Source organism: Cohnella cellulosilytica (genome assembly GCF_042431195.1).
Lineage (GTDB): Bacteria > Bacillota > Bacilli > Paenibacillales > Paenibacillaceae > Cohnella > Cohnella cellulosilytica.
This window is the reverse complement of sequence record NZ_JBHMDN010000007.1, coordinates 328,726-349,917: the sequence shown is the minus strand read 5'-3', so window position 1 is coordinate 349,917 and position 21,192 is coordinate 328,726. Positions and strand designations below refer to the sequence as shown.

13 protein-coding genes and 1 tRNA gene are annotated in these 21,192 nt (G+C 59.0%); 11 read left to right on the top strand and 3 right to left on the bottom strand.

Going from position 1 to position 21,192, the window contains the following annotated elements:
* Positions 1–178 precede the first annotated feature (178 nt).
* Both clpP and ACFFT4_RS04605 read right to left on the bottom strand, forming a co-directional pair.
* Positions 179–763 carry an ATP-dependent Clp endopeptidase proteolytic subunit ClpP gene (gene clpP / locus ACFFT4_RS04610; protein WP_378045441.1) on the bottom strand — a complete coding sequence of 195 codons (585 nt, stop codon included), beginning with the start codon at positions 761–763 and terminating at the stop codon, positions 179–181.
* A gap of 201 nt (positions 764–964) precedes the next feature.
* Positions 965–1,039: transfer RNA gene (locus ACFFT4_RS04605), tRNA-Arg, on the bottom strand.
* 254 nt (positions 1,040–1,293) lie between these two features.
* Between ACFFT4_RS04605 and ACFFT4_RS04600 the strand changes: the two genes are divergently transcribed.
* The 11 genes from ACFFT4_RS04600 to ACFFT4_RS04550 all read left to right on the top strand — a co-directional run bounded on the left by ACFFT4_RS04600 (position 1,294) and on the right by ACFFT4_RS04550 (position 19,137).
* Positions 1,294–2,238, top strand: coding sequence for an AraC family transcriptional regulator (locus ACFFT4_RS04600; protein ID WP_378045439.1), 945 nt, complete (start codon positions 1,294–1,296; stop codon positions 2,236–2,238).
* Between the two features lie 94 nt (positions 2,239–2,332).
* Positions 2,333–5,002 (top strand): glycosyl hydrolase, encoded by a 2,670-nt coding sequence (locus tag ACFFT4_RS04595; RefSeq protein WP_378045438.1) that lies wholly within the window; start codon positions 2,333–2,335, stop codon positions 5,000–5,002.
* On the top strand, positions 4,999–7,362 hold the full coding sequence (locus ACFFT4_RS04590; RefSeq protein WP_378045437.1) for a family 78 glycoside hydrolase catalytic domain: 2,364 nt from the start codon (positions 4,999–5,001) through the stop codon (positions 7,360–7,362). Before ACFFT4_RS04595 ends, ACFFT4_RS04590 begins: the two co-directional genes overlap by 4 nt.
* 283 nt (positions 7,363–7,645) lie before the next feature.
* Complete coding sequence (locus ACFFT4_RS04585; protein WP_378045435.1) at positions 7,646–8,668, top strand: sugar-binding transcriptional regulator; 1,023 nt, start codon at positions 7,646–7,648, stop codon at positions 8,666–8,668.
* Between the two features lie 166 nt (positions 8,669–8,834).
* Complete coding sequence (gene gap / locus ACFFT4_RS04580) at positions 8,835–9,845, top strand: type I glyceraldehyde-3-phosphate dehydrogenase (protein WP_378045434.1); 1,011 nt, start codon at positions 8,835–8,837, stop codon at positions 9,843–9,845.
* Positions 9,846–10,581: 736 nt separating this feature from the next.
* Complete coding sequence (locus ACFFT4_RS04575; RefSeq protein ID WP_378045432.1) at positions 10,582–11,763, top strand: phosphoglycerate kinase; 1,182 nt, start codon at positions 10,582–10,584, stop codon at positions 11,761–11,763.
* Positions 11,764–11,774: 11 nt separating this feature from the next.
* Positions 11,775–12,530, top strand: a complete 756-nt coding sequence (gene tpiA / locus ACFFT4_RS04570) for a triose-phosphate isomerase (RefSeq protein ID WP_378045430.1) — start codon at positions 11,775–11,777, stop codon at positions 12,528–12,530.
* Between the two features lies 1 nt (position 12,531).
* The gene (gene gpmI, locus ACFFT4_RS04565) at positions 12,532–14,067 is read left to right on the top strand and encodes a 2,3-bisphosphoglycerate-independent phosphoglycerate mutase (protein ID WP_378045429.1); all 1,536 of its coding nucleotides are present in this window, start codon (positions 12,532–12,534) and stop codon (positions 14,065–14,067) included.
* A 39-nt stretch (positions 14,068–14,106) separates the two neighbouring features.
* Positions 14,107–15,399, top strand: coding sequence for a phosphopyruvate hydratase (eno, locus tag ACFFT4_RS04560; protein WP_378045428.1), 1,293 nt, complete (start codon positions 14,107–14,109; stop codon positions 15,397–15,399).
* 202 nt (positions 15,400–15,601) lie between these two features.
* Positions 15,602–17,314, top strand: a complete 1,713-nt coding sequence (locus tag ACFFT4_RS04555) for a hypothetical protein (protein ID WP_378045426.1) — start codon at positions 15,602–15,604, stop codon at positions 17,312–17,314.
* A 38-nt stretch (positions 17,315–17,352) separates the two neighbouring features.
* Positions 17,353–19,137, top strand: coding sequence for an RICIN domain-containing protein (locus ACFFT4_RS04550; RefSeq protein ID WP_378045424.1), 1,785 nt, complete (start codon positions 17,353–17,355; stop codon positions 19,135–19,137).
* On the opposite strand, the gene ACFFT4_RS04545 is transcribed toward ACFFT4_RS04550, so the two are convergent.
* Entirely contained in the window at positions 19,101–20,900 is a 1,800-nt protein-coding gene (locus ACFFT4_RS04545; protein ID WP_378045422.1) for an alpha-glycosidase, read from the bottom strand. The genes ACFFT4_RS04550 and ACFFT4_RS04545 overlap by 37 nt on opposite strands.
* Between the last annotated feature and the right edge of the window lie 292 nt (positions 20,901–21,192).

The following is a 21,192-nucleotide window of genomic DNA, read 5'->3' as shown; positions in this document are numbered from 1 at the left end:
TAATGGAATTCTTACATCTAACAGAATAACATGCTTTGGCGGACTAGCAGAGAGGGTATTCAAAGTTTTGAATTTATGTTGACATTATGTGGGAGTTGTGGTATTGGGGCGAAAAGGAAGAGGCTATTCCCGTCATCCTCGGATGTCGTCGGAATAGCCTCTTGGAGAATTGGACGTTTTAGCCGACTTTCTCGATGACCTTGTCGATCAGTCCGTACTCGCGGGCCGCTTCGGCTTCCATGAAGTTATCGCGGTCGGTATCCTTCTCGATCCGTTCGAGCGGCTGGCCCGTGCGTTCCGCAAGGATGCCGTTCAGCTTATCGCGCAGCTTCAAAATTCGGCGCGCGCGGATTTCGATGTCGCTGGCCTGGCCTTCGGCCCCGCCCAGCGGCTGATGGATCATCACTTCGCTGTTCGGCAGGGCGAAGCGTTTGCCCTTGGCGCCGGCCGTGAGCAGGAAAGCGCCCATCGACGCGGCCATGCCGACGCAGATCGTGGAGACGTCCGGCTTGATGAACTGCATCGTGTCGTATATGGCCATACCGGCCGTTATCGAACCGCCGGGACTGTTGATGTAGAGATGGATGTCCTTTTCCGGATCTTCGGCCGCCAGGAACAGCAACTGAGCGATGATGGAATTGGCGACCACGTCGTTCACCTGCGTGCCCAGAAATACGATTCGATCTTTGAGTAAGCGGGAATAGATGTCATAAGCCCGTTCTCCTCGATTGGTTTGCTCGACAACCATAGGTACAAAACTCATGTTTGGCGTCCCTCCTCTTGTTCTTTCGTTTTCTTATCATAACGAATCCGAAGACAAAAGTCAAAGAAAGTCAAAGAGTCTCGGGAGAGAGTTTTTCGGAGAGCGGGGAGGCGATCGGGAAAAACGGATTCTGTTCGGGAGGAGGATAAATGAATGAAAAAAACCGGCCGAGAATCTCGGCCGGTTGCGTTGTCGATTGAGTGGCGCGCCCGTGAGGAATCGAACCTCAATCTCAGCCTTCGGAGGGCTGCGTCATATCCGTTGGACCACGGGCGCTCGTTAAGTACAGCAAGAGTTATTATAGGGGATGAAGGTTGAAAATGCAAGGGATTGGGCGATTAAAATTTCGCGGGGCGGACAAATGGGACGTTGGTCGGCAGGGGGGAGAGACTGGAGGGCAAAGCCAAAGCGAGTGAGACCGGAGAGGCGGAGGGAGACGGAGAGGCCGGGAGATCGGGGACGGGGAGGAATCCGGGCAGGCGCTGCGAATTTTTTATAGGGAACTCATTCTGCATACGGTAGGAGAAGGAATGACAATGCTGCCCTTCGTTCAATTGGCGCAATTCCGGGAGATCAGGCCTTGCGTGCGCTTTGCCCATTATACGGATTTTCCGCTGGAGGTGCCCTCTCGCTATATTCGCGACCATGAGTTTATTCTGGTCGACAAGGGACGGGGAGTCCTGTATACGGAGAGCGGCTCTCACGCTTACGAGGAAGGGAGCCTGCTCATGATCCCGCCGGGGGTGCTGCACTCTTTCCGGGACGATCCCGACGCCTCGTCCGGATACGCGCATTGGGCCATTCATTTCGATTGGGAGCCGCGTTCGGAGGAAGAGCTGCTGCAGATTGTCGGAGAAGAAGCCGGACCGATTCGTCCGGACGAAGCTCCGGGAGAGGCGGAGAGCTTAGGCTCCGTCTGGCTGCCGAATCTGGCGAGAATCGACGGCGGCGGAGAGGAAATCCGCAGGCTGATCGGGAGCGTCGTCGAGGCTTTCCGCGAAGACCGGCCCTTCCGCATGCTCGAGCTGCAATCCGTCATGCTGCGGCTGCTGCTTGCTCTGGCGGAGGGACTTCGCGATGGCCGTCTGACGCATGCGCTGCTGAGCGACAGGAGAACGAAGGCCGAGTCGAAGGGCAGAGCGGACATTACCGATTATATTTTGAAAATCCACGATGCGGTAAGGGATAACGCGAACGCAGGCGACATCCACAATCGCTGGCGGGAAGACGTGTTCTTCAGCGCTTCCCATTTTCATCGTCTGTTCAAGGAGCAGACGGGGCTTGCGCCGCTGGAATACGCGACCAAGCTCAGAATGGAGAAGGGGGCGCGGCTGCTGCTCGGAACGAAGCTGTCGGTGCAGGAGATCGCCTTCGCCTGCGGCTACGAGGACAGCAAATACTTCAGCCGCTTGTTCCGGCAGCGCGAAGGAATGAGCCCGAGGCAGTACCGCGAGCACTTCCTCGCCGGAAAATGAGCGTATTCTCCACCTAATTCGATAGCCGCGCCCTCCCGGGTCGAACCGGCCGACTGCTACAATCGGCTTACGATCGACGGAGGAGGGCTATTGTATGAAATCATCCGACCTGCTGCGCGAGCGCTTCGCTTCCCATGAGCCGCCGCGCAGCTTATTTCCGTTATTGTGGCTGCACGGGGCTCCCGAGGAGACGGAGGAGGCGCTGCGCCGCGAGATCCGGGCGATGGAGGAGGCCGGCTGCGGCGGCTTTGTCATCGAATCGCGCCCGCACGCGGATTATTTGGGAGAGGGATGGTGGCGGGACGTCGGCATTTGTCTGGACGAAGCGAGAAGATTGGGCATGGACGTATGGATGTTCGACGAGGAATATTATCCGTCCGGCATCGCCGGGGGCAAAGTGTTGGACCAGATGCCCGATTATAGAATGGAGGTGCTCACGAAGGCAAGCTTCCTGTGGAGCGCCGACGGGGAAGAGCCTGGGGTGATGCCTCTGGATGCGGAGCTGTTCAAAATCGTCTGCGTTCCCGAGGCGAAGGGAGAACGGGCCGCCTTCTCACGGTGGCCGGAATGGCAGGCGTGGGCACGGGAGCGCCGGGAAGCGGGAGAGACGGCTTCGTGGACGGTCCATGTCATCGGCGTCAAGCCCTCCTGGAGCGGGCGCATGTTCGACAAGATGGTCGATTACCTGTCGCCCGAAGTGACGGACTGCTTCATCGGATTGACCTATGAGGCGACCAAACAACGTTTTCCCGAATATTGGGGCACGACGTTAAAGGGCTTTTTCGGAGACGAGACGAGCTTCGAAAACTTCGGGTCCTACGACGTGTCGTTCGGGGAGGAGACGCCCTGCTTTCCGTGGCCGACTTCGGTGCGGCGCACCTTCGAGGAACGGTGCGGGTACGATCTGTATAGCTGCGTCGAGACGCTGTGGCTGGACGGCGATGCGGAGGAGACGGCGAAGGTCCGGACCGACTTCATGGACCATCTGACAAAGCTGTTCTCGGAAAATTTCTTCGCCCGCATCCAGCGCTGGTGCCATGCGAACGGCGTGCAGTTCATCGGACACGTCGTCGAGGATAATCGGGCGCATATGAATCATGGCTTCGGCGTCGGGCATTTTTTTCGCGTGACGAAGCACTTCGATATGGGCGGCTACGACTTTGTGCTGCGCCAGGTCGATTCGGAGCAGAAAATCGCCTCCTACGAGGAGCATTTTCCGCAGTTCAGAACATACCGGGATCTTCCTTACCCCGACTTCTTCCACTACACTCTGGCCAAGCTGGCCCAATCGGCGGCGCATCTGGAGGTTGGCACAGACCTGGTCATGTGCGAGAATTTCGGCGCGTACGGCTGGGATCTCGGACTGCGAGAGATGAAATGGTTGACCGACTGGATGACCGTCCGGGGGACGAACTGGTATGTGCCGCACGCGTTTTCCCCGATTTTTCCGGACCCGGATTGCCCTCCTCACTTCTATGCGGGCGGCCGCAATCCGCAGTGGCCTTATTTCAGACAGTGGGGGAATTATGCGAACCGTTCCTGTCTGATGCTCAGAGAGGCGCGGCATATCGCCCCGATTGCCGTTCTCTATCCGGCCGAAGCGCACTGGGCGGGAGATACGAACGAGCTGGACGGGGTGTGCAAAGCGTTGATGCGGAGCCAGTACGACTTCGATATTTTGTCGATGGATCTGCTGGTCGACGAGGAACGGTGCAGGATTGAGGGAGGAGAGCTGCAGATCGGGGGCGAGCGATTCTCCGTGGTCGTGCTGCCAGGGATCGTCCGGCTTCCGGCTCCGGTCCGCGAACGGCTTAAGGCCTTCATCCGGTCGGGAGGAAAGGTCGTATCGGTGAACCGGGCGGCCGTGGAAGGCGGGGAGCCTGTCGGACTGGACGAGTTGGCGGAGCGCCTGTCCGGTTGGCTGGCGCCCGGCGTCGGAACGACGAAGCCGTTCCCGGAGCTTCGCTTCTGCCATTACGAGAAAAGCGGCTTGCAGATTTTTTTCCTCAACAACGAAAGCGTCGAAGAGACGTTCGAGGATATTGTCGAGTTTCCGGCAAGCGGAGCGATGGAGCGATGGACGCCGATGGACGGGAAAATCGAAGCGCTGCCTCTGTACGAACGAACGGGAGACCGGGTTCGCGCTCCGATTCGTCTGGAGCCGTACGAATCGTGCTTTATCGTCGTCGATCCGGACAGGACCGGACATGGAGAGGGCGCGGCGGAGCTGGGGCTCTCCAAGGAAGAATGGCATCGGGCACAGCGGTCGGAGGACGGAAGCCTCCGGCTGGCGATGCGAAGCGGGGAACGGCGGATCGAGCCATGGAGCGCGACGGCCGTTCGCAGCCCGCTGCCGGAAGCGCCCAATGTGGATTGCTTGTCCGGACTTGGCGATTGGGGCCGAATCGAGGGGATGGAGACGTTCTGCGGCAGCGTCGATTACGAGGCGTCGTTCCGGTTGGACAGCTTGGAGGAGAGCTTCTCGCTGGATCTGGGGCAGGTGGGAGAAGTTGCGGCGCTCGCGGTGAACGGCCGGGAGCTGACTCCGAGGCTGTGCCCTCCGTATCGTTGGGAGCTTCCGTCAGAGGCGCTCAGGCTCGGCGAAAACCGGGTCAAGGCGACCGTGACGAACACGCTCGGTCCGTATTTCAGGGAGGACGATTTCCGCAGGGACGTCCCGGCGCCGGCCGGTCTGATCGGTCCGGTGACCTTGACGGCTTGGAAAAGCCGAGCGGCATTGGAGGAAAGGAAGGGATTCGCATGATCGGCATTCCTTGTCTATGGCACCCGTCGCCCAGTCGGTCTCAGAACGTCTACGTGCTTTTTCAGGCGCGAATTTCCGGCCCGGCAGCCGGTGTTGGCCGGCTGCGGCTGCGCGTTTTCGGCGTCAGCCTGTATCGACTGTATTGGGACGGGGAGGAGCTCGGGGAAGGTCCGGCTCGCTTCTCCCCCGATCGTCCGGAATACGACGAGCTGGAGTTGGCGTTAGAAGGTGGAGAGCATGTCCTCTCCGTGATGGTTCACGATTACGGCGTGCATACGCGCATTCTGATGGGCGGAATTCCGCCGTTCCTGCAATGCGAGGCGATCGGACCGGACGGGGCGCTGCCGCTCGAGTGGAAATGTCGGGAGCTGTCGGCCTTCGGGCCGACCGAACGCAGGGTGAACGGACAATTGGGCTGGATGGAAAACTGCGACACCCGGCTGCTGCCGGACCTGCGGCTGGCCTTCGACGGAGCCGGCTGGACGGAGCCGGTCGTCGTCGCGAAGCCGCTTGGGGAAGCGGCGTACGGCCCCAAGACGATCGGAGATTGTCTGAGCCTGCCCGTGGAGGCGGAAGAGATCGCCCGAGGCGCGTACGCCGATCGCTTCGGCTACGTCGACGACGATCCTCCGCTGCGGTTTCTCAGCCGCGATCTGCGGCCGGACGTTCCGGCCGACGGTTTCTGGGTGCGCTACGATCTGGGCCGGATCGGCCTGTACCGGCCGCGAATCGAGATCGAGGCGCCCGCCGGGACGATTGTGGAGGCGGGCTACGGCGAGACGTTAACTGACGGGAAGGTGCATCCCGTCATCACGCTTTCCGCCAGCGCCTCCTGCAACATGGATCGCTGGGCAGCCCAGGGAGGGCGGCAGACGCTGCAGACGTTCGTTCCGCGAGGCTTTCGGTATTTGGAGGTGCATGTCGCCGCTCCTTCGTCCGAGGCTCGGGTATTGCGGGCGGAAGGGGCGATGCGAACGCTCTACGACCGTCCGGCGGGAAGCTTCCAATGCGCCGATCCGCTCCTGAACGAGATTTGGAGCCTGGGCGCCAGGACGCTGCAGGCCTGCTGCGAGGACGCGCTGATCGATACTCCGACGAGGGAGCGGGGACAGTGGCTGGGAGATGCGGCGGTAACCGGAATGGAAACGCTGAGCGTTGTCTACGGCAGCCTGGAGCTGGTGCGAAGAGGACTGCTGCAGGCCTCTTACCGGAGAAGAAGCGAGGACGGACTGGCGGCCGGACTGTGCCCGGGACAGGAGTCTTATTTGACGTCGTACGCGCTGTACTGGATCATCGGCTGCGTGCGGTACAGCCGGTTGACCGGAAGCGCGGAGCTGCTGCGGGAGGGCTACGATACGGCCGAGCGGACGCTTGCTTTCTTTTTCTCGCACAAGGGACCGAGGGGGACGAAGCCTTCCGGCGAGACGTGGGATTTCCTCGATTGGGGGCATGAGGTCGCGCCGGGCGAGATCAACGTCAGCTTAAACCTGCTGCTGCTGCTGGCGCTGGAAGAGATGGCGGCCTGGGAGCGGACGCTCGGCAAGGCCGAACAGGCGCGACGGCGGCTTGCGCAGGCGGAGGAGCTGCGGCTGCTCGTCAGGGAGACGTACTCGACGGCGGAAGGGCTGCTCGCCAAGTCGGTTCCCGCGGAAGGGGAGAATCTGCCGAAACGGAGACGGGCCGGGTTCCACGCCACCGTTCTCGGCTTGCTGACGGGCATGTTCGAAGACCGGACGAAACCCGCGGCGATCGGGTTCGTCAAACGGCATATACAGAGCTGTTTTCCGAACGATCCGGAGGCGCCGAGACTGTCGCGGCCGGATGCGGCAAGCGATCGGCTGATCACCCCCAGCTTTGCCCATTTTTCGCTGCAAGCGTTGTGGGAGGCCGGGGAGGCCGATTTCGTGCTGGGGCAGTATCGTTCCTGCTGGGGCTGGATGCTGGAGCAGGGCGCGACGACGCTGCTCGAGGTGTTCGACACGCGCTGGAGCCATTGTCACCCGTGGTCCGCGGCTCCGACCTGGCAATTGTCCCGCTATGTGCTCGGACTGATTCCGGACCCCGGCGAGCGCGATTCGCGCCGGTATCGTTTGCGGTTTCGGCCCGGTTCGCTGCCGTTCGCCTCGGGAGTCGTCCCCCTGCTGACCCAACAGGGAGAGTCCGTCTCAGTTGAATGGTCGCGCGCGGACGCGGGCGGCTGGACGTACTCGCTGCGGACCGACCGGCCGCTGCGGATTCGCATAGAGGGCGGAACGATCGTGCGGCAAGCGGTCGACGGCAAGGAGGAAGACAGAGGCGGATCGGGGCTCGGGGAATGGCTCGAGGTTCGCCGCAGTCTGGAGCTGACGTTCTTCGGATGAGGGATGGAAGAGGGCGGGATTCGCGCGGGCGCGCGGTTCCCGCCCTCTGTCGTTTGCGCGCGGAGGGTTGGAGGGGGGCAGGCCGCTCAAGGCTTTCCCGTGTTCGGGACATGGAGGAGATTTTTCGCGGGGATATTATGCGGAACGACTCTTGCAACAAGCGCGAAAATTAGCTAAGATATAGGTGGGACTTAAATTGATGTGGCGGGACGTTTTATGTCCAACGGAAGCTTCGCATCGTTGCCGACGATGACCGTTCGGTCTCAGGAGGATAGGCGGAAGAATGCGAAAAATTATCGATATACAGAAGAAGCTGCTTCCGGACCTGCTCCGGGTAATGGAGACGAGGTACGACATTTTGCACCGGATTTATCTCGAGGGCTCGATCGGTCGGCGCACGCTGGCGACCAGCCTGGGGATGACGGAGCGGGTGCTTCGTTCGGAGCTGGAGCTGCTCAAGTCCCAAGGGCTGCTGGATACGGCGACGACAGGCATGACGTTGAGCTCCGACGGCAGGCAGCTGGTGGAAGACATGGAGCCGATCGTTAAGGAACTGTTCGGCTTGTCGGATCTGGAGGACGAGGTTCGCGAGGCTTTCGGGCTGAAGCGGGTGATCGTCGTTCCGGGCGATTCGGACGAATCCGATCACGTCAAGGCGGAGCTGGGCAGGGCGGGCGGCCGCGTTCTTCGCGAAAGTCTCTCCTCGGGCGACGTGGTCGCCGTCATGGGCGGCTCGACGATGGCGCAGATGGCCAAGCAGTTTTCCGCGCTTTCCCAGATGAAGGAGAACTGGTTCGTCCCGGCAAGAGGCGGGCTCGGAGAGAGCGTCGACTACCAGGCCAACACGATCGCTTCGGAGCTGGCCAAGCGGGCCGGCGCGCGCTACAGAATGCTGCACGTTCCGGACCATCTGAGCGAAGAGGCTTATCAGACGATCATGCAGGAGCCGAACGTCAGGGAAGTGGTCGACATGATCCGGGGGGCGCGAATTGTCGTTCACGGGATCGGGGACGCAGTTACGATGGCCAGACGCCGCAAGCTTGTGGACGGGACGATAGACGAGCTGGTGAAGGACGGAGCGTTGGCGGAAGCCTTCGGGTATTACTTCGACCGTCACGGCAGGGTCGTTCACCGCATGGCTACGGCCGGACTCCGGCTCGACGATATCGAAGCGGCGGAAATGGTGATCGGCATCGCCGGAGGCAAGAGCAAGGGAGAGGCGATCGCGTCCGTGATGCGCTTCGGCCACGACGATGTGCTTGTGACGGACGAAGCGGCGGCCAGGGAAGCGCTGCGGCATATTTAACCGATCGCGAGCTTAAAGCCGGGAATTCGGGTAATCCTTACTTATAGCGAATGTTCCGCAAGTCCGACTCCGGCATCGGTCGAACGACCTCTGAGACAGCGGTCTCGGCGCTTAGCGCCTTGATATAGCATCAAATCATTTTTTCCAATCCAAGGAGGAAATCAACATGGCAGCAGTAAAAGTGGGCATTAACGGATTTGGACGTATCGGACGCAACGTGTTCCGCGCGGCTCTGAACAACCCTGAAGTGGAAATTGTCGCGATCAACGACCTCACGGACGTTAACACGCTTGCTCACCTTCTGAAATACGATACGACGCACGGCAAATTGGACGGAACGGTTGAAGTCGGCGAAGGCGCGCTGATCGTTAACGGCAAGACGGTTAAAGTATTCGCGGAGCGCGATCCGGGCAACCTGCCTTGGTCTTCCGTAGGCGTCGAGATCGTCGTTGAATCCACGGGTATTTTCACAGCGAAAGACAAAGCCGAGCTTCACCTGAAAGGCGGCGCGAAGAAAGTTATCATCTCCGCTCCGGCTACGAACGAAGACATCACGATCGTTATGGGCGTTAACCAAGACAAGTACGACGCAGCTTCGCACACGATCATCTCCAACGCATCCTGTACGACGAACTGCCTGGCTCCGTTCGCGAAAGTTCTGAACGACAAGTTCGGCATCGTCAAGGGCATGATGAACACGATCCACTCCTACACGAACGACCAGCAAGTATTGGATCTGCCTCACAAGGACCTGCGCCGCGCCCGCGCTGCCGCAGAGAACATCATTCCTTCTTCCACGGGCGCTGCCAAAGCCGTTGCTCTCGTATTGCCTGAGCTGAAAGGCAAGCTGAACGGCATGTCGATGCGCGTTCCTACGCCTAACGTATCCGTTACGGACCTCGTGGCCGAGCTGAAAGTCAACGTTACGGTCGAAGAAGTGAACGCGGCTCTGAAAGCTGCTTCCGAAGGTCCGTTGAAAGGCATCATGAACTACTCCGAAGAGCCGCTCGTATCCAGCGACTACAACGGCGACCCTGCTTCCTCCACGATCGATGCGCTGAACACGATGGTCGTCGAAGGCAACATGGTTAAAGTGATTTCCTGGTACGACAACGAGTGGGGCTATTCCAACCGCGTCGTTGATTTGGCTGCTTATATTGCAAGCAAGGGCCTATAAGTTAACCAACCTCCTAAATCAGAGTGCGGCATCCCCCTAAATCCCCCTTCCCGAAGGGGGACTCCAGAGGGCTCCGCCCTCTGGACACCCGGCGCTGTCGGTTGAGCGGCAGAGGACGGGGGAGGGAACGGCCTGCTTGGATCGCTGCGTCCCGGATTTGCTCTGCAAACCCGGGACTACGCTTAACTATCGAGCGGGATGTGCGGCCGCGGGCCGGAAGGGAAGGCGGCTCTCCTCTGCGCATGACTGCGCTTCTTGAGGAGAGAAGGCTTGAGAGCCGGGGTTCCCTGCGCGCTGACTGCGCCGCTCGGGAACCTAAGGTCAAAGGCTGGGGTTTCCTACGCGCTGACTGCGCCGCTTGGAAACCTAAGGTCAACGGCCGGGGTTCCCTGCGCGCTGACTGCGCCGCTTGGAAACCGAGGTCAAGGGCCGGGGTTCCCCACGCACTGACTGCGCGGCTCGGGAACCTAAGGTCAAAGGCTGGGGTTTCCCACGCGCTGACTGCGCCGCTTGGAAACCGAGGTCAAGGGCCGGGGTTCCCCACGCGCTGACTGCGCCGCTCGGAAACCTAAGGTCAACGGCCGGGGTTCCCCACGCAATGACTACGCCGCTCGGGAACCCGGATCAAAAGCAGAGCTTCCCTTCGTGGAAAGATAGATACAAAAACAAGGCGGGCTCCCTACAGGAGCCTAGCTTTGCGCAAGGAGATAGACAGCCATCTGAGGAGGTTCGACCCTTGAACAAAAAAAGCGTAAGAGACGTAGAGGTTGCAGGGAAGAAAGTGTTCGTGCGCGTTGATTTCAACGTGCCGCTGGAAAACGGAGCGATCACGGACGACACGCGCATCCGCGAGACGCTGCCTACGATCAAATTCTTGATCGAGAGGGGCGCAAAAGTTATTCTGGCGAGCCACCTGGGCCGTCCGAACGGTCAAGTCGTCGACGGGCTGCGCTTGACGCCGGTCGCGGCGCGCCTGTCCGAGCTGCTGGGCAAGCCGGTAGCGAAGGCCGACGAAGTGGTCGGAGCGTCGGTGCAAGCGAAGGTTGACGAGCTGAAGGACGGAGACGTGCTGCTGCTGGAAAACGTTCGGTTCGAAGCGGGAGAAGAGAAGAACGACGCCGAGCTGGCGAAGTCGCTGGCCGCGCTGGCCGATCTGTTCGTCAACGACGCTTTCGGAGCGGCTCACCGCGCGCATGCGTCGACGGAAGGCATCGCGCACCACATTCCTGCGGTTTCGGGTTTGCTGATGGAGAAGGAGCTTGACGTCCTCGGCAAAGCGCTGAACAACCCGGAGCGTCCGTTCACGGCCATCGTCGGCGGCTCCAAGGTGAAGGACAAGATCGACGTCATCAACAAAATGATCGAGATCGCGGACAACATCCTCATCGGCGGAGGTCTCTCTTACACGTTCCTGAAGGCGCAAGGCAATGAGATCGGCTTGTCGCTGTGCGACGATTCCAAGCTGGACCTGACGCTCGAGTTCATCGAGAAAGCGAAGAAGCTCGGCAAAAACTTCTATCTCCCGGTCGATATCGTGGTATCCGAAGATTTTAAATCGGCCGTTAACATGGATATTGTCGGCATCGACGGTATCCCGGCCAACAAGGAAGGCGTCGATATCGGTCCGAAAACGCGTAAAATCTACGCGGAAGTCATCAAAAACTCCAAGCTGGTTCTCTGGAACGGACCGATGGGCGTATTCGAAGTGGATGATTTCGCACACGGTACTCGCGAGGTGGCGCAAGCTTGCGCGGACTCGGACGCTTACACCGTGATCGGCGGCGGCGACTCCGCGGCGGCGACGGAGAAATTCCATCTGGCCGACAAAATGAACCACATCTCCACGGGCGGCGGCGCTTCTCTGGAGTTCATGGAAGGCAAGGCGCTTCCGGGCGTCGTAGCACTTAACGACAAATAGAGGTGACAAGGATGAGCAGAACACCGATTATCGCGGGCAACTGGAAAATGTTCAAGACAGCGGGCGAGGCAGCTTCCTTCGCGGCCGAAGTAAAAGGCAAAGCGGAGGTTGCCGGCGTGGAGAGCGTTATCTGCGCTCCGTTCACGGCGCTTCCTGCGCTGGTCGAAGCGGTTAAGGGCACGACGATCAAGGTCGGCGCGCAAAACCTGCACTTCGAAGACAGCGGCGCTTACACGGGCGAGATCAGCGGCGCTATGCTGAAGGACCTCGGCATCGATTACGTCATTATCGGCCACTCCGAGCGCCGTCAATATTTCGGCGAGACGGACGAGATCGTGAACAAGAAAGCCCACGCGGCATTCCGTCACGGCCTGGTGCCGATCGTATGCGTCGGCGAGAAGCTGGAGGAGCGCGAAGCCGGCTCGACGAACGAAGTCGTGCGCGTGCAGACCGAAGGCGCGCTGACCGGGCTGTCGGCCGAGCAGGTCGCGGCGGCCGTCATCGCTTACGAGCCGATCTGGGCGATCGGCACGGGCAAATCGTCCACGTCCGCGGAAGCGAACGAGACGATCTCCTACATTCGCGGCGTCGTGGCGAAGCAATTCGGCGCGGAAGCCGCGGAGAAGGTTCGCATCCAATACGGCGGCAGCGTTAAGCCGAACACGGTAGCCGAGTACCTCGGCCAATCCGATATCGACGGCGCGTTGGTCGGCGGCGCCAGCCTGGAGCCGGACTCCTACGTGGCGTTGGTCGAAGGAGCGAAATAAGATGACGGCACCCAAACCGGTTGCGTTAATTATTTTGGACGGTTTCGGACTTCGCGAAAATAAGCACGGCAACGCCGTCGCTCAAGCGAACAAGCCGAATTTCGATAAGTATTGGAGCACGTTCCCGCATACGACGCTGACGGCGAGCGGGGAAGCGGTCGGCCTGCCGGAGGGCCAGATGGGCAACTCCGAGGTCGGCCACCTGAACATCGGCTCGGGCCGCATCGTGTACCAGGACCTGACCCGCATTTCCAAGTCGATTCGCGATCAGGATTTCTTCGAGAACGCGACGCTGGTCGGTGCCGTACGCCACGCGAAGGCGAACGGGAAGAAGCTGCACCTGTACGGCCTGCTGTCCGACGGCGGGGTTCACAGCCACATCGACCATCTGTTCGCTTTGCTTGACTTGGCGAAGCGCGAAGGTCTTCAAGAAGTCTATATCCACGGCTTCCTCGACGGCCGCGACGTCGCTCCCGACAGCGCGGTCGGCTATCTCACTCAACTGCAGGGCAAGATCGAAGAGCTCGGAGTCGGCCGCATTGCCACGCTGCAAGGACGCTACTACGCGATGGACCGCGACAAGCGGTGGGATCGCGTGGAGAAATCGTATCGCGCGATGGTATACGGCGAAGGCCCTGTGGCCATCGATCCGATCGCCGCGGTCCAAGCTTCTTACGAGCAGGGCGTATACGACGAGTTTTTCGTGCCGACGGTGATCGTCGGAGCGGACGGCAAGCCGCACGGCCTGGTGGAGTCCGAGGACTCGGTCATTTTCTTCAACTTCCGCCCCGACCGTGCGATTCAACTGTCGAACGTGTTCACGAACGAGGATTTTCGCGGTTTCGACCGCGGCCCGGGTTTCCCGAAGAATCTCTATTTCGTGTGCATGACGCTGTTCGCGGAAACCGTAGGCGGCCTGGTTGCGTATAAGCCTAAAGAGTTGGATAATACATTTGGCGAGGTACTCGTTCAACACGGGAAAAAGCAGCTCAGAATCGCCGAAACGGAGAAGTATCCGCACGTCACGTTCTTCTTCAGCGGCGGACGGGACCATGTGCTGGAGGGCGAGACCCGGGTTCTTATCAATTCGCCGAAGGTCGCCACCTACGACCTGAAGCCGGAGATGAGCATCTACGAAGTAACGGAGGCGCTGGAGAAGGAGATTGCCGACGACAAGCACGACGCGATCATCCTGAACTTCGCGAATCCGGACATGGTCGGCCACTCGGGCATGCTGGAGCCGACGATCAAAGCGGTGGAAGCGACCGACGAATGCCTCGGACGCGTCGTCAACGCGGTGACGGCCAAAGGCGGCGTCTGCGTCATCATCGCCGACCACGGCAACGCGGACATGGTGCTGGACGACAACGACCGGCCTTTTACGGCGCACACGACCAACATCGTTCCTTGCATCGTGACCCAAGCCGGTCTCGCGATTCGCGATGGCGGCATTCTGGCTGACGTCGCTCCGACGCTGCTGACGCTGATGCAGCTTCCGAAGCCGGAGCAGATGACGGGCAAATCCTTGATTGTCTAACCGCAACGCAAATAAACCTACCGAAGGAGTGTTCTACTCATGACGATCATTACTGACGTTTACGCACGCGAAGTGCTGGACTCTCGCGGCAATCCGACCGTCGAAGTCGAAGTACAACTGGAATCCGGAGCCAAAGGCCATGCCATCGTTCCGTCCGGCGCCTCTACCGGCGCATACGAAGCGGTCGAGCTTCGCGACGGCGACAAAGGCCGTTACCTGGGCAAGGGCGTTCTGAAAGCCGTAGAGAACGTAAACACGGTCATCGCTCCGGAAATTATCGGCTACGATGCGCTGGACCAAGTCGAGATCGACAGCAAAATGATCCAGCTCGACGGTACGCCGAACAAGGCGAACCTGGGCGCCAACGCGATCCTCGCGGTATCGATGGCTGTCGCTCGCGCGGCTGCCGACGCGCTTGACGTTCCTCTGTATAATTACCTGGGCGGATTTAACGCCAAAACGCTGCCTGTACCGATGATGAACATCGTCAACGGCGGCGAGCACGCGGACAACAACATCGACGTGCAAGAGTTCATGGTGCTGCCGATCGGCCTGCCGACGTTCTCCGAAGCTCTGCGCGCGGGCGCGGAAATCTTCCACGCTCTGAAAGGCGTATTGAAAGCGAAAGGCCTGAACACGGCAGTCGGCGACGAAGGCGGCTTCGCTCCGAACCTCGGCTCCAACGAAGAAGCGCTGTCCACCATTCTCGAAGCGATCGAGAAGGCGGGTTACAAAGCCGGCGAAGAAATTTTCCTGGGCATGGACGTGGCTTCCACGGAGTTCTTCAAAGATGGTAAATACCACCTCGAAGGCGAAGGCAAGTCCTTCACGCCAGCCGAGTTCGTTGACCTGCTCGCCAGCTGGGTAGAAAAATATCCGATCATCTCGATCGAAGACGGCTGCTCCGAAGACGATTGGGAAGGCTGGAAGCTGCTGACCGAGAAGCTGGGCGGCAAAGTCCAGCTGGTGGGCGACGACCTGTTCGTTACGAACACCGAGCGTCTGGCCGACGGCATCGAGAAGGGCGTAGGCAACTCCATCCTCGTTAAAGTCAACCAAATCGGTTCCTTGACCGAGACGTTCGACGCGATCGAGATGGCGAAGCGCGCCGGCTACACGGCCGTGATCTCCCACCGCTCCGGCGAATCCGAAGACAGCACGATCGCCGACATCGCCGTGGCGACGAACGCCGGCCAGATCAAGACCGGCGCTCCGTCCCGTACGGACCGCGTGGCGAAGTACAACCAATTGCTCCGCATCGAAGACCGCCTCGGCTCCACGGCGAAATACGGCGGCAAATCGGCGTTCTACAACCTTAGCAACCTGAAATAAGCGAACTGCACAGCAAGCGATACAGCAAGCCAAGCAGCAAAAGGACAGGAAAAGCCTTCATCGGTTTTCCTGTCTTTTTTGCGTTCCAAGGAAAAAATGGCTTGTTACAAAAAGAATATGACTTATTACAAATGAATGCCCGCGGCCGCGGTTTAATTGTATGATTTAACCAACTTAAATACAAAGAAATCGGGAGGAAATTATGAAGAGAAAATTGCCGCGCTACTACCAGAAGGAGAGGTCTGCCGAGATGAAGCGTATGTGGTATGCCCTAATCGTGTTAGGTGCGTTCTTCCTCGTGCCCCACGCAGCTTCCGCGGGTACGAATACGGGAATTTCACCGAATGTGCCTGTCGTGGACAATCTGGAATCGAAGAGCGACGCGGATTCGTTTAAGATCACGCTGCCGCAGCCGGGGAGTCTGCAGATCAAGTTCGATTTTCCGATTGCGGGGGGCTTTGAGGTTGAAGTTCAGAAGAGCGATGCGGACGGCACGTTATCCACGCTGCAGAGCGTTGCCTTTACGACGGACAAGGAAACCGTAACCGGGAGCTATACGTTGTGGGCGAACAAACTGCGGGTAGCGGCGGGAGATTATTTGATTAAAGTGAATTTCTACGACAGGTATCCCTATAAATATAGCAGCGAGGATTACATACTAACGGCGGAGTATACAGCCGAGCCGGGAAACGATTACGAAAAACAGCCCAACGGATCGACCGATCTCGCCACTCCAATCGCGCTAAGCTCCAAAGTTACGGGCAATCTCGAATCTACGTTGGATGTCGATTACTATAAAATAGCTCTGCTCCAACCGGGCAGTCTGCAAGTGGAATTTAATTTTCCCATTGCCGGAAGCTATGAGGTCGAAGTGTTCGAGCAGGATGCCGCGGGCGTGCTGTCCTCCAGGCAGAAGGTTGTTTTCGATACGAGCGAGCAATCTACGACAGGGTTGTATACGCAGTGGGCCAGCAAGCTAAGATTGGCCGCGGGGGATTATTATCTTAAAGTGAACTATTACGACCGATACCCCTACAAATACAGCAGCCGGGATTACGCTCTGGTGGCCGAATACAAACCCGAACCCGGCAGCGACTACGAAAAGCAGCCCAACGGCTCGATTGGCAATGCGACTCCGATTTTATGGAATGCCAAAGTGACAGGCAACCTGGAATCCAAATCCGACTTGGACTATTACAAAATATCGCTGCCCCAATCGGCAAACCTGCAAGTGCAATTCGAATTCCCGATTGCCGGCTCGTACGAGGTGGAGGTGTTAAAAAGTGATTCGCGCGGCGTCGTGTCTTCGCTTGAGAAGTTCCGATACGATACCGACAAAAGCACCACGACAGGTCTCTATAAGAGTCTGGGCAACAAGCTGAGAGCGGCCGCGGGAGATTATTATGTCAAAGTGAATTACTACGATCGGTATCCTTATAAATACAGCAGCCTGGATTATAAACTGACCGTCCTCTCCAACATCGCCATCTCCGCGACTCCGGTGCGCTCGTCCATGACGATAGACGGTAAAAAAGTCAATTTTGACGGGTATGAGATTTTGAACAACAATTACTTCAAGCTGAGGGATTTGGCCTTTGCCCTGAACGGAACGGACAAGCAATTCGAGATTACGTGGGACAGTCGGGCGCAAGCCATCGGACTGCTGAGCGGAGAGCGGTATACCGCCACGGGAAAAGAAATGCTGCCGGAGAAAAATCGGAAGAAGGTCGTTGTCACGCCCGCAGCGGCCACGCTGACTCTGGATGGCAGGACGATCAGCATAACCGCGTATACCATCGGCAACAACAGTTATTTTAAGCTGCGGGACATTGCGAAAATGATGGATTTTGCCATTCGACGGGATAGCGCGGCACACGCGATCTCCATCGTAACGAACGAAAGATACGAGGAGTAGAGGTTGCGCAAAGCATTTCAAATAGAGGAGGCTGCGGAATGAAAAGATGGCTTTCCATGATCATGGCCGGCTTGATCGCCTTCGGATTCAGCGTGCCGGGAACTGCCGCGGCGTACGAGGCGGCGGGCTCGCAGCTGTATGCCGCCGATTCGGAAACGTTTGACGAGCTCGACGCCATTGCCTTGAACTTGCTCGAATACTTCGCAAAGCTCGGAGAAGGCGTGGTAACGGAGCTTGACGGCGATACGATTGAAGCGCTTATGCGGGGCAACAAGCTGCCCGCCGCTGCGCAAATCGAAGCGGTGTGGAACACCTTCCTTGCAAGCAGCTATGCTTTTACCGATCTGGGCAATGCCCTGAGCGATCTGATTTTCGTGCACGACCAGAAGTCCGAAGCGATTCGCGACTTGGCCATTCAACTCCAGATTGGGCAGCAGGGCGCGATCGACGCCGCTTATCGTCTTGGCAAGAGCGATCGCGGAACCGCCAATTCGGTGCCGGAGGAGAAACTGGCTCTGCTGCGCTCGCTCCTGAATCATCGGCCGCTGCTGAACCAGCACATCTCAACGATTGAAAACCACGCCAATTCGTGGATTATCACGCTGTTCCATTCCAAGCTGCGAAAGGAACTGCTGCGCTACACCGCATCCATTAAGGCGGTAATGGACGATTCGGACATCGTCGATGAAACGTATAATCTGGCAAGGTACGGAACGGCGGTTCGTCCCGAGACTCCGCCCGTTCAGCCGGCCGAGCCGGTTCAACCGCTGCAGCCGGCTCCGCCCGCCCAGCCGATCCAACCGGCGCAATCTGCCCAGCCGGACGCACAGCGGTTCGAAAATCAGACGGTATACTTAACGTTTAAGGGGACTTCCATCAACGTGAATATCCGGGCGGAGAACGACGCGGGCGCGGATCGCAACGGCGTAACGGTCAACAGCTGGCCGCACACGGGCCACAGCACCCAGCAGTTCCGGATCGATCCGGTCGGCGACGGCAAGGTGCGCCTTCGTCTCCTGTCCAGCGCGGGCGGTTACGGCAGGGTGATCGATGTCAAGCGCGACGGAAAGCCGATCGTGTCCGGCATGAAGCTGCAGGTGTTCGACGCCAACGATCCGCCGGCGCAGCATTTTTACATGAAAGAAAGCAGCGGATACTTCTACTTCGCGCTGGCTTCCAATCCGGATCTCGCGATTACGAGCGCGGAGGTGAAGAAGGACGGCCCGCAGCTGACGATAAGCCCGTTTCGCGGCCTCGATTCTCAGTTGTTCGCCGTTCAGGCTGTCAACGGGAACGTCGGCGCTCCGAATAACAAAACGTCCAAAGAGGAAATAAAAGCCGTTTACGATCGTCTCGTGGCGAACGGGCTGAATCGGGATTATTCCCAATATACGAAGTTCCAGGATTGGTATGAGGGCAGCGCCTACGTAAATTGCACCTACCTGACCTACGGCCGAATCAAGGAGAAAACGGGATATGCCTATCAATTTACGCAGGATTACGACTTGAACGGAAATCGGTGGCACAAGTATTCTCCCGACTCGGCGAAGCGGCAGCAAAAATTCGGAACGATCGAAGACGCGGTCAGGGCGTACGGCCCGGTGGTGGAAAATGTAGTCGTTTCATTCGAAAAGAGCTACGGCGCCACGCCCGAGGAAAGGCAGTACGGTCATGTCCTGCTGCTGGAGGCCATCATTGACGGCGTTGTGTATTATTCCGACATCGTGAATCCCCAGAGAATGGAAAGAAAAAGCATTGCGGATTTTCTCCGCGAATACAACAAGCTTTACAGCAATGTGGCAGGAGTCGTAAAAATAGTCTGACGGCGCCAGACGCAATACCCGAAAGGCGGCAGCTTCGCCTTCAGGAGGCCGCCGTCCGCTTCCGCCGGAGCATCGCCGAAGATCGGACTCCAGGCCGCCGTGGGGTCTGGAGTCCGGCGGTCTTCCGGATCGACGGGGAGGACGGCGTCGATCGGCCGCTCCGAGACGTTCATCGCGACGACGAAGCGCTCCGAGCCGTCTGTGGCCAGCCGCTCGTACGCCAGAAGCCCGCCGTCGGCGGCCAGGAACCTGAAGCCTGCGCTCCGCAGCGCTTCGTGGTCCTGGCGAAGCCGGATCGCCGCGGCGAAGAACGCGAACAACTCGCGGTTTTGCTTGTCCGTTTCCCACACCATGCATCCCCGGCAGTCGGGATCGCCGCCGCCGGCCATCCCGACTTCGTCGCCGTAATAGATGCATGCGGCGCCCGGGTAGGTCAGCTGAAACAGCGTGGCCAGCTTCACGCGGCGCTCGTCCCCTCCGCAGACGGTGAGCAGCCGCGGGGTGTCGTGGCTTCCCAGCAGGTTAAACGCCGCTTCGGCGGCCTGCCGCGGATAAGCCGCCAGCTGGCTGCCGATCACATCGGCGAATTGCGCCGGTCCGGTTTTGCCGCGGGCGAAAAAATCCAGCGCGGCTTCCGTGACCGGATAATTCATGACCGCGTCGAACTGGTCTCCCTGGAGCCACGAGATCGAGTCGTGCCAGATTTCTCCGAGAATATAAGCTTCGGGGTTCAGTCCTTTGACGACCGCGCGAAGCTCCCTCCAGAACGCGTGATCCACTTCGTTGGCCACGTCCAGCCGCCAGCCGTCGATGCCGACCTCCTCGATCCAATACCGGGCCACGTCGAGCAGGTAGCGTTTGACCTCGGCGTTTTCCGTGTTCAGCTTGGGCATGATCGGCTCGAAGCCGAACGTATCATATGTCGGGACCCTGTTCTCCACCCGCAGGGGAAAGTCGCGCACGTGGAACCAGCCGGCATACGGAGACTCGGCTCCTTTCTCCAGCACGTCGACGAACGGCGGAAACTCCTTGCCCGAATGGTTAAACACGGCGTCCAGCATCACCCGGATTCCCCGGGCGTGGCAGGCGTCCACGAGCTCCTTGAGCTTTTCGTTCGTGCCGAATCGGGGATCGACCTTCAAATAGTCCTTCGTGTCGTATTTATGATTGGTCGTCGCCTCGAACAGCGGGTTAAAGTAGATGGCGTTGACTCCCAGCGCGCTCAAATGGTCCAGACGCTCGAGAACGCCCTGCAGATCGCCGCCGAAGAAGTTCGTCGGAGTCGGAGCGCCGCCCCAGGGCAGCGTACCCTCGGGATTCAGGGACGGATCGCCGTTCGCGAACCGTTCCGGGAAAATCTGATAAAACACCGCGTCCTTCACCCAGGCGGGAGGCACGAACACGTCGGCCGGATTCAAGAAAGGAAATTCGAACAAAGTCAGGTAGTTGTCCGGCTCGACGGGGGAAAAGCCTTTCTCCGACATGTATAATCGCTCGTCTCCGGAACGGAAGCAGAAGCCGTACTTCAATCGGCGCAGAGGAGGAACGACCTCGGCCTCCCAGTAATCGAACAGCTCGTCGGACGCGAGCAGCTTCATCGGGACGACGTCGCGCGTCTGCTTCCAGGCGTACTTGTCTCCGGCGATGACGCAGGCTTCGTCCGCCTCGCCTCTTTTCGTGCGGACTCTTAAGTGAACGGTTTTGTTGTCGTAGGCGTAGGCCCAGTTTTGTTTCGGACGATGGTAGATCGCTTCGCGCAGCATGGCTATCTCTCCTCGGTTTGGAAAATGAAAAAGGCACAGCCTCGTCGTGCATGGACGAGGTTGTACCTGACGGTAACAGCGCCTTTAAGTTGCGGTTGCGTTGTTTGCGATATTCGGGTAGAGGAGGAGGGCCGCGCGGCCGACGATGATGGTGTTGATCTGCGCAATCGTTTGCTCCGACAGCGGCAGCGGTATCCAATCCCGATCTTGGGTTCTATGTTAGCTCAGTTCGCGGCATCTGTAAATAGGACGAAAACGTGACAATTTCGCAGGAATACAAAGAATTTATAAG

Bases quoted from the DNA above. Each gene is read 5' to 3' on its own strand.
- clpP (WP_378045441.1), bottom strand. From the start codon at position 763: ATGAGTTTTGTACCTATGGTTGTCGAGCAAACCAATCGAGGAGAACGG.
- ACFFT4_RS04600 (WP_378045439.1), top strand. From the start codon at position 1,294: ATGACAATGCTGCCCTTCGTTCAATTGGCGCAATTCCGGGAGATCAGG.
- ACFFT4_RS04595 (WP_378045438.1), top strand. From the start codon at position 2,333: ATGAAATCATCCGACCTGCTGCGCGAGCGCTTCGCTTCCCATGAGCCG.
- ACFFT4_RS04590 (WP_378045437.1), top strand. From the start codon at position 4,999: ATGATCGGCATTCCTTGTCTATGGCACCCGTCGCCCAGTCGGTCTCAG.
- ACFFT4_RS04585 (WP_378045435.1), top strand. From the start codon at position 7,646: ATGCGAAAAATTATCGATATACAGAAGAAGCTGCTTCCGGACCTGCTC.
- gap (WP_378045434.1), top strand. From the start codon at position 8,835: ATGGCAGCAGTAAAAGTGGGCATTAACGGATTTGGACGTATCGGACGC.
- tpiA (WP_378045430.1), top strand. From the start codon at position 11,775: ATGAGCAGAACACCGATTATCGCGGGCAACTGGAAAATGTTCAAGACA.
- gpmI (WP_378045429.1), top strand. From the start codon at position 12,532: ATGACGGCACCCAAACCGGTTGCGTTAATTATTTTGGACGGTTTCGGA.
- eno (WP_378045428.1), top strand. From the start codon at position 14,107: ATGACGATCATTACTGACGTTTACGCACGCGAAGTGCTGGACTCTCGC.
- ACFFT4_RS04555 (WP_378045426.1), top strand. From the start codon at position 15,602: ATGAAGAGAAAATTGCCGCGCTACTACCAGAAGGAGAGGTCTGCCGAG.
- ACFFT4_RS04550 (WP_378045424.1), top strand. From the start codon at position 17,353: ATGAAAAGATGGCTTTCCATGATCATGGCCGGCTTGATCGCCTTCGGA.
- ACFFT4_RS04545 (WP_378045422.1), bottom strand. From the start codon at position 20,900: ATGCTGCGCGAAGCGATCTACCATCGTCCGAAACAAAACTGGGCCTAC.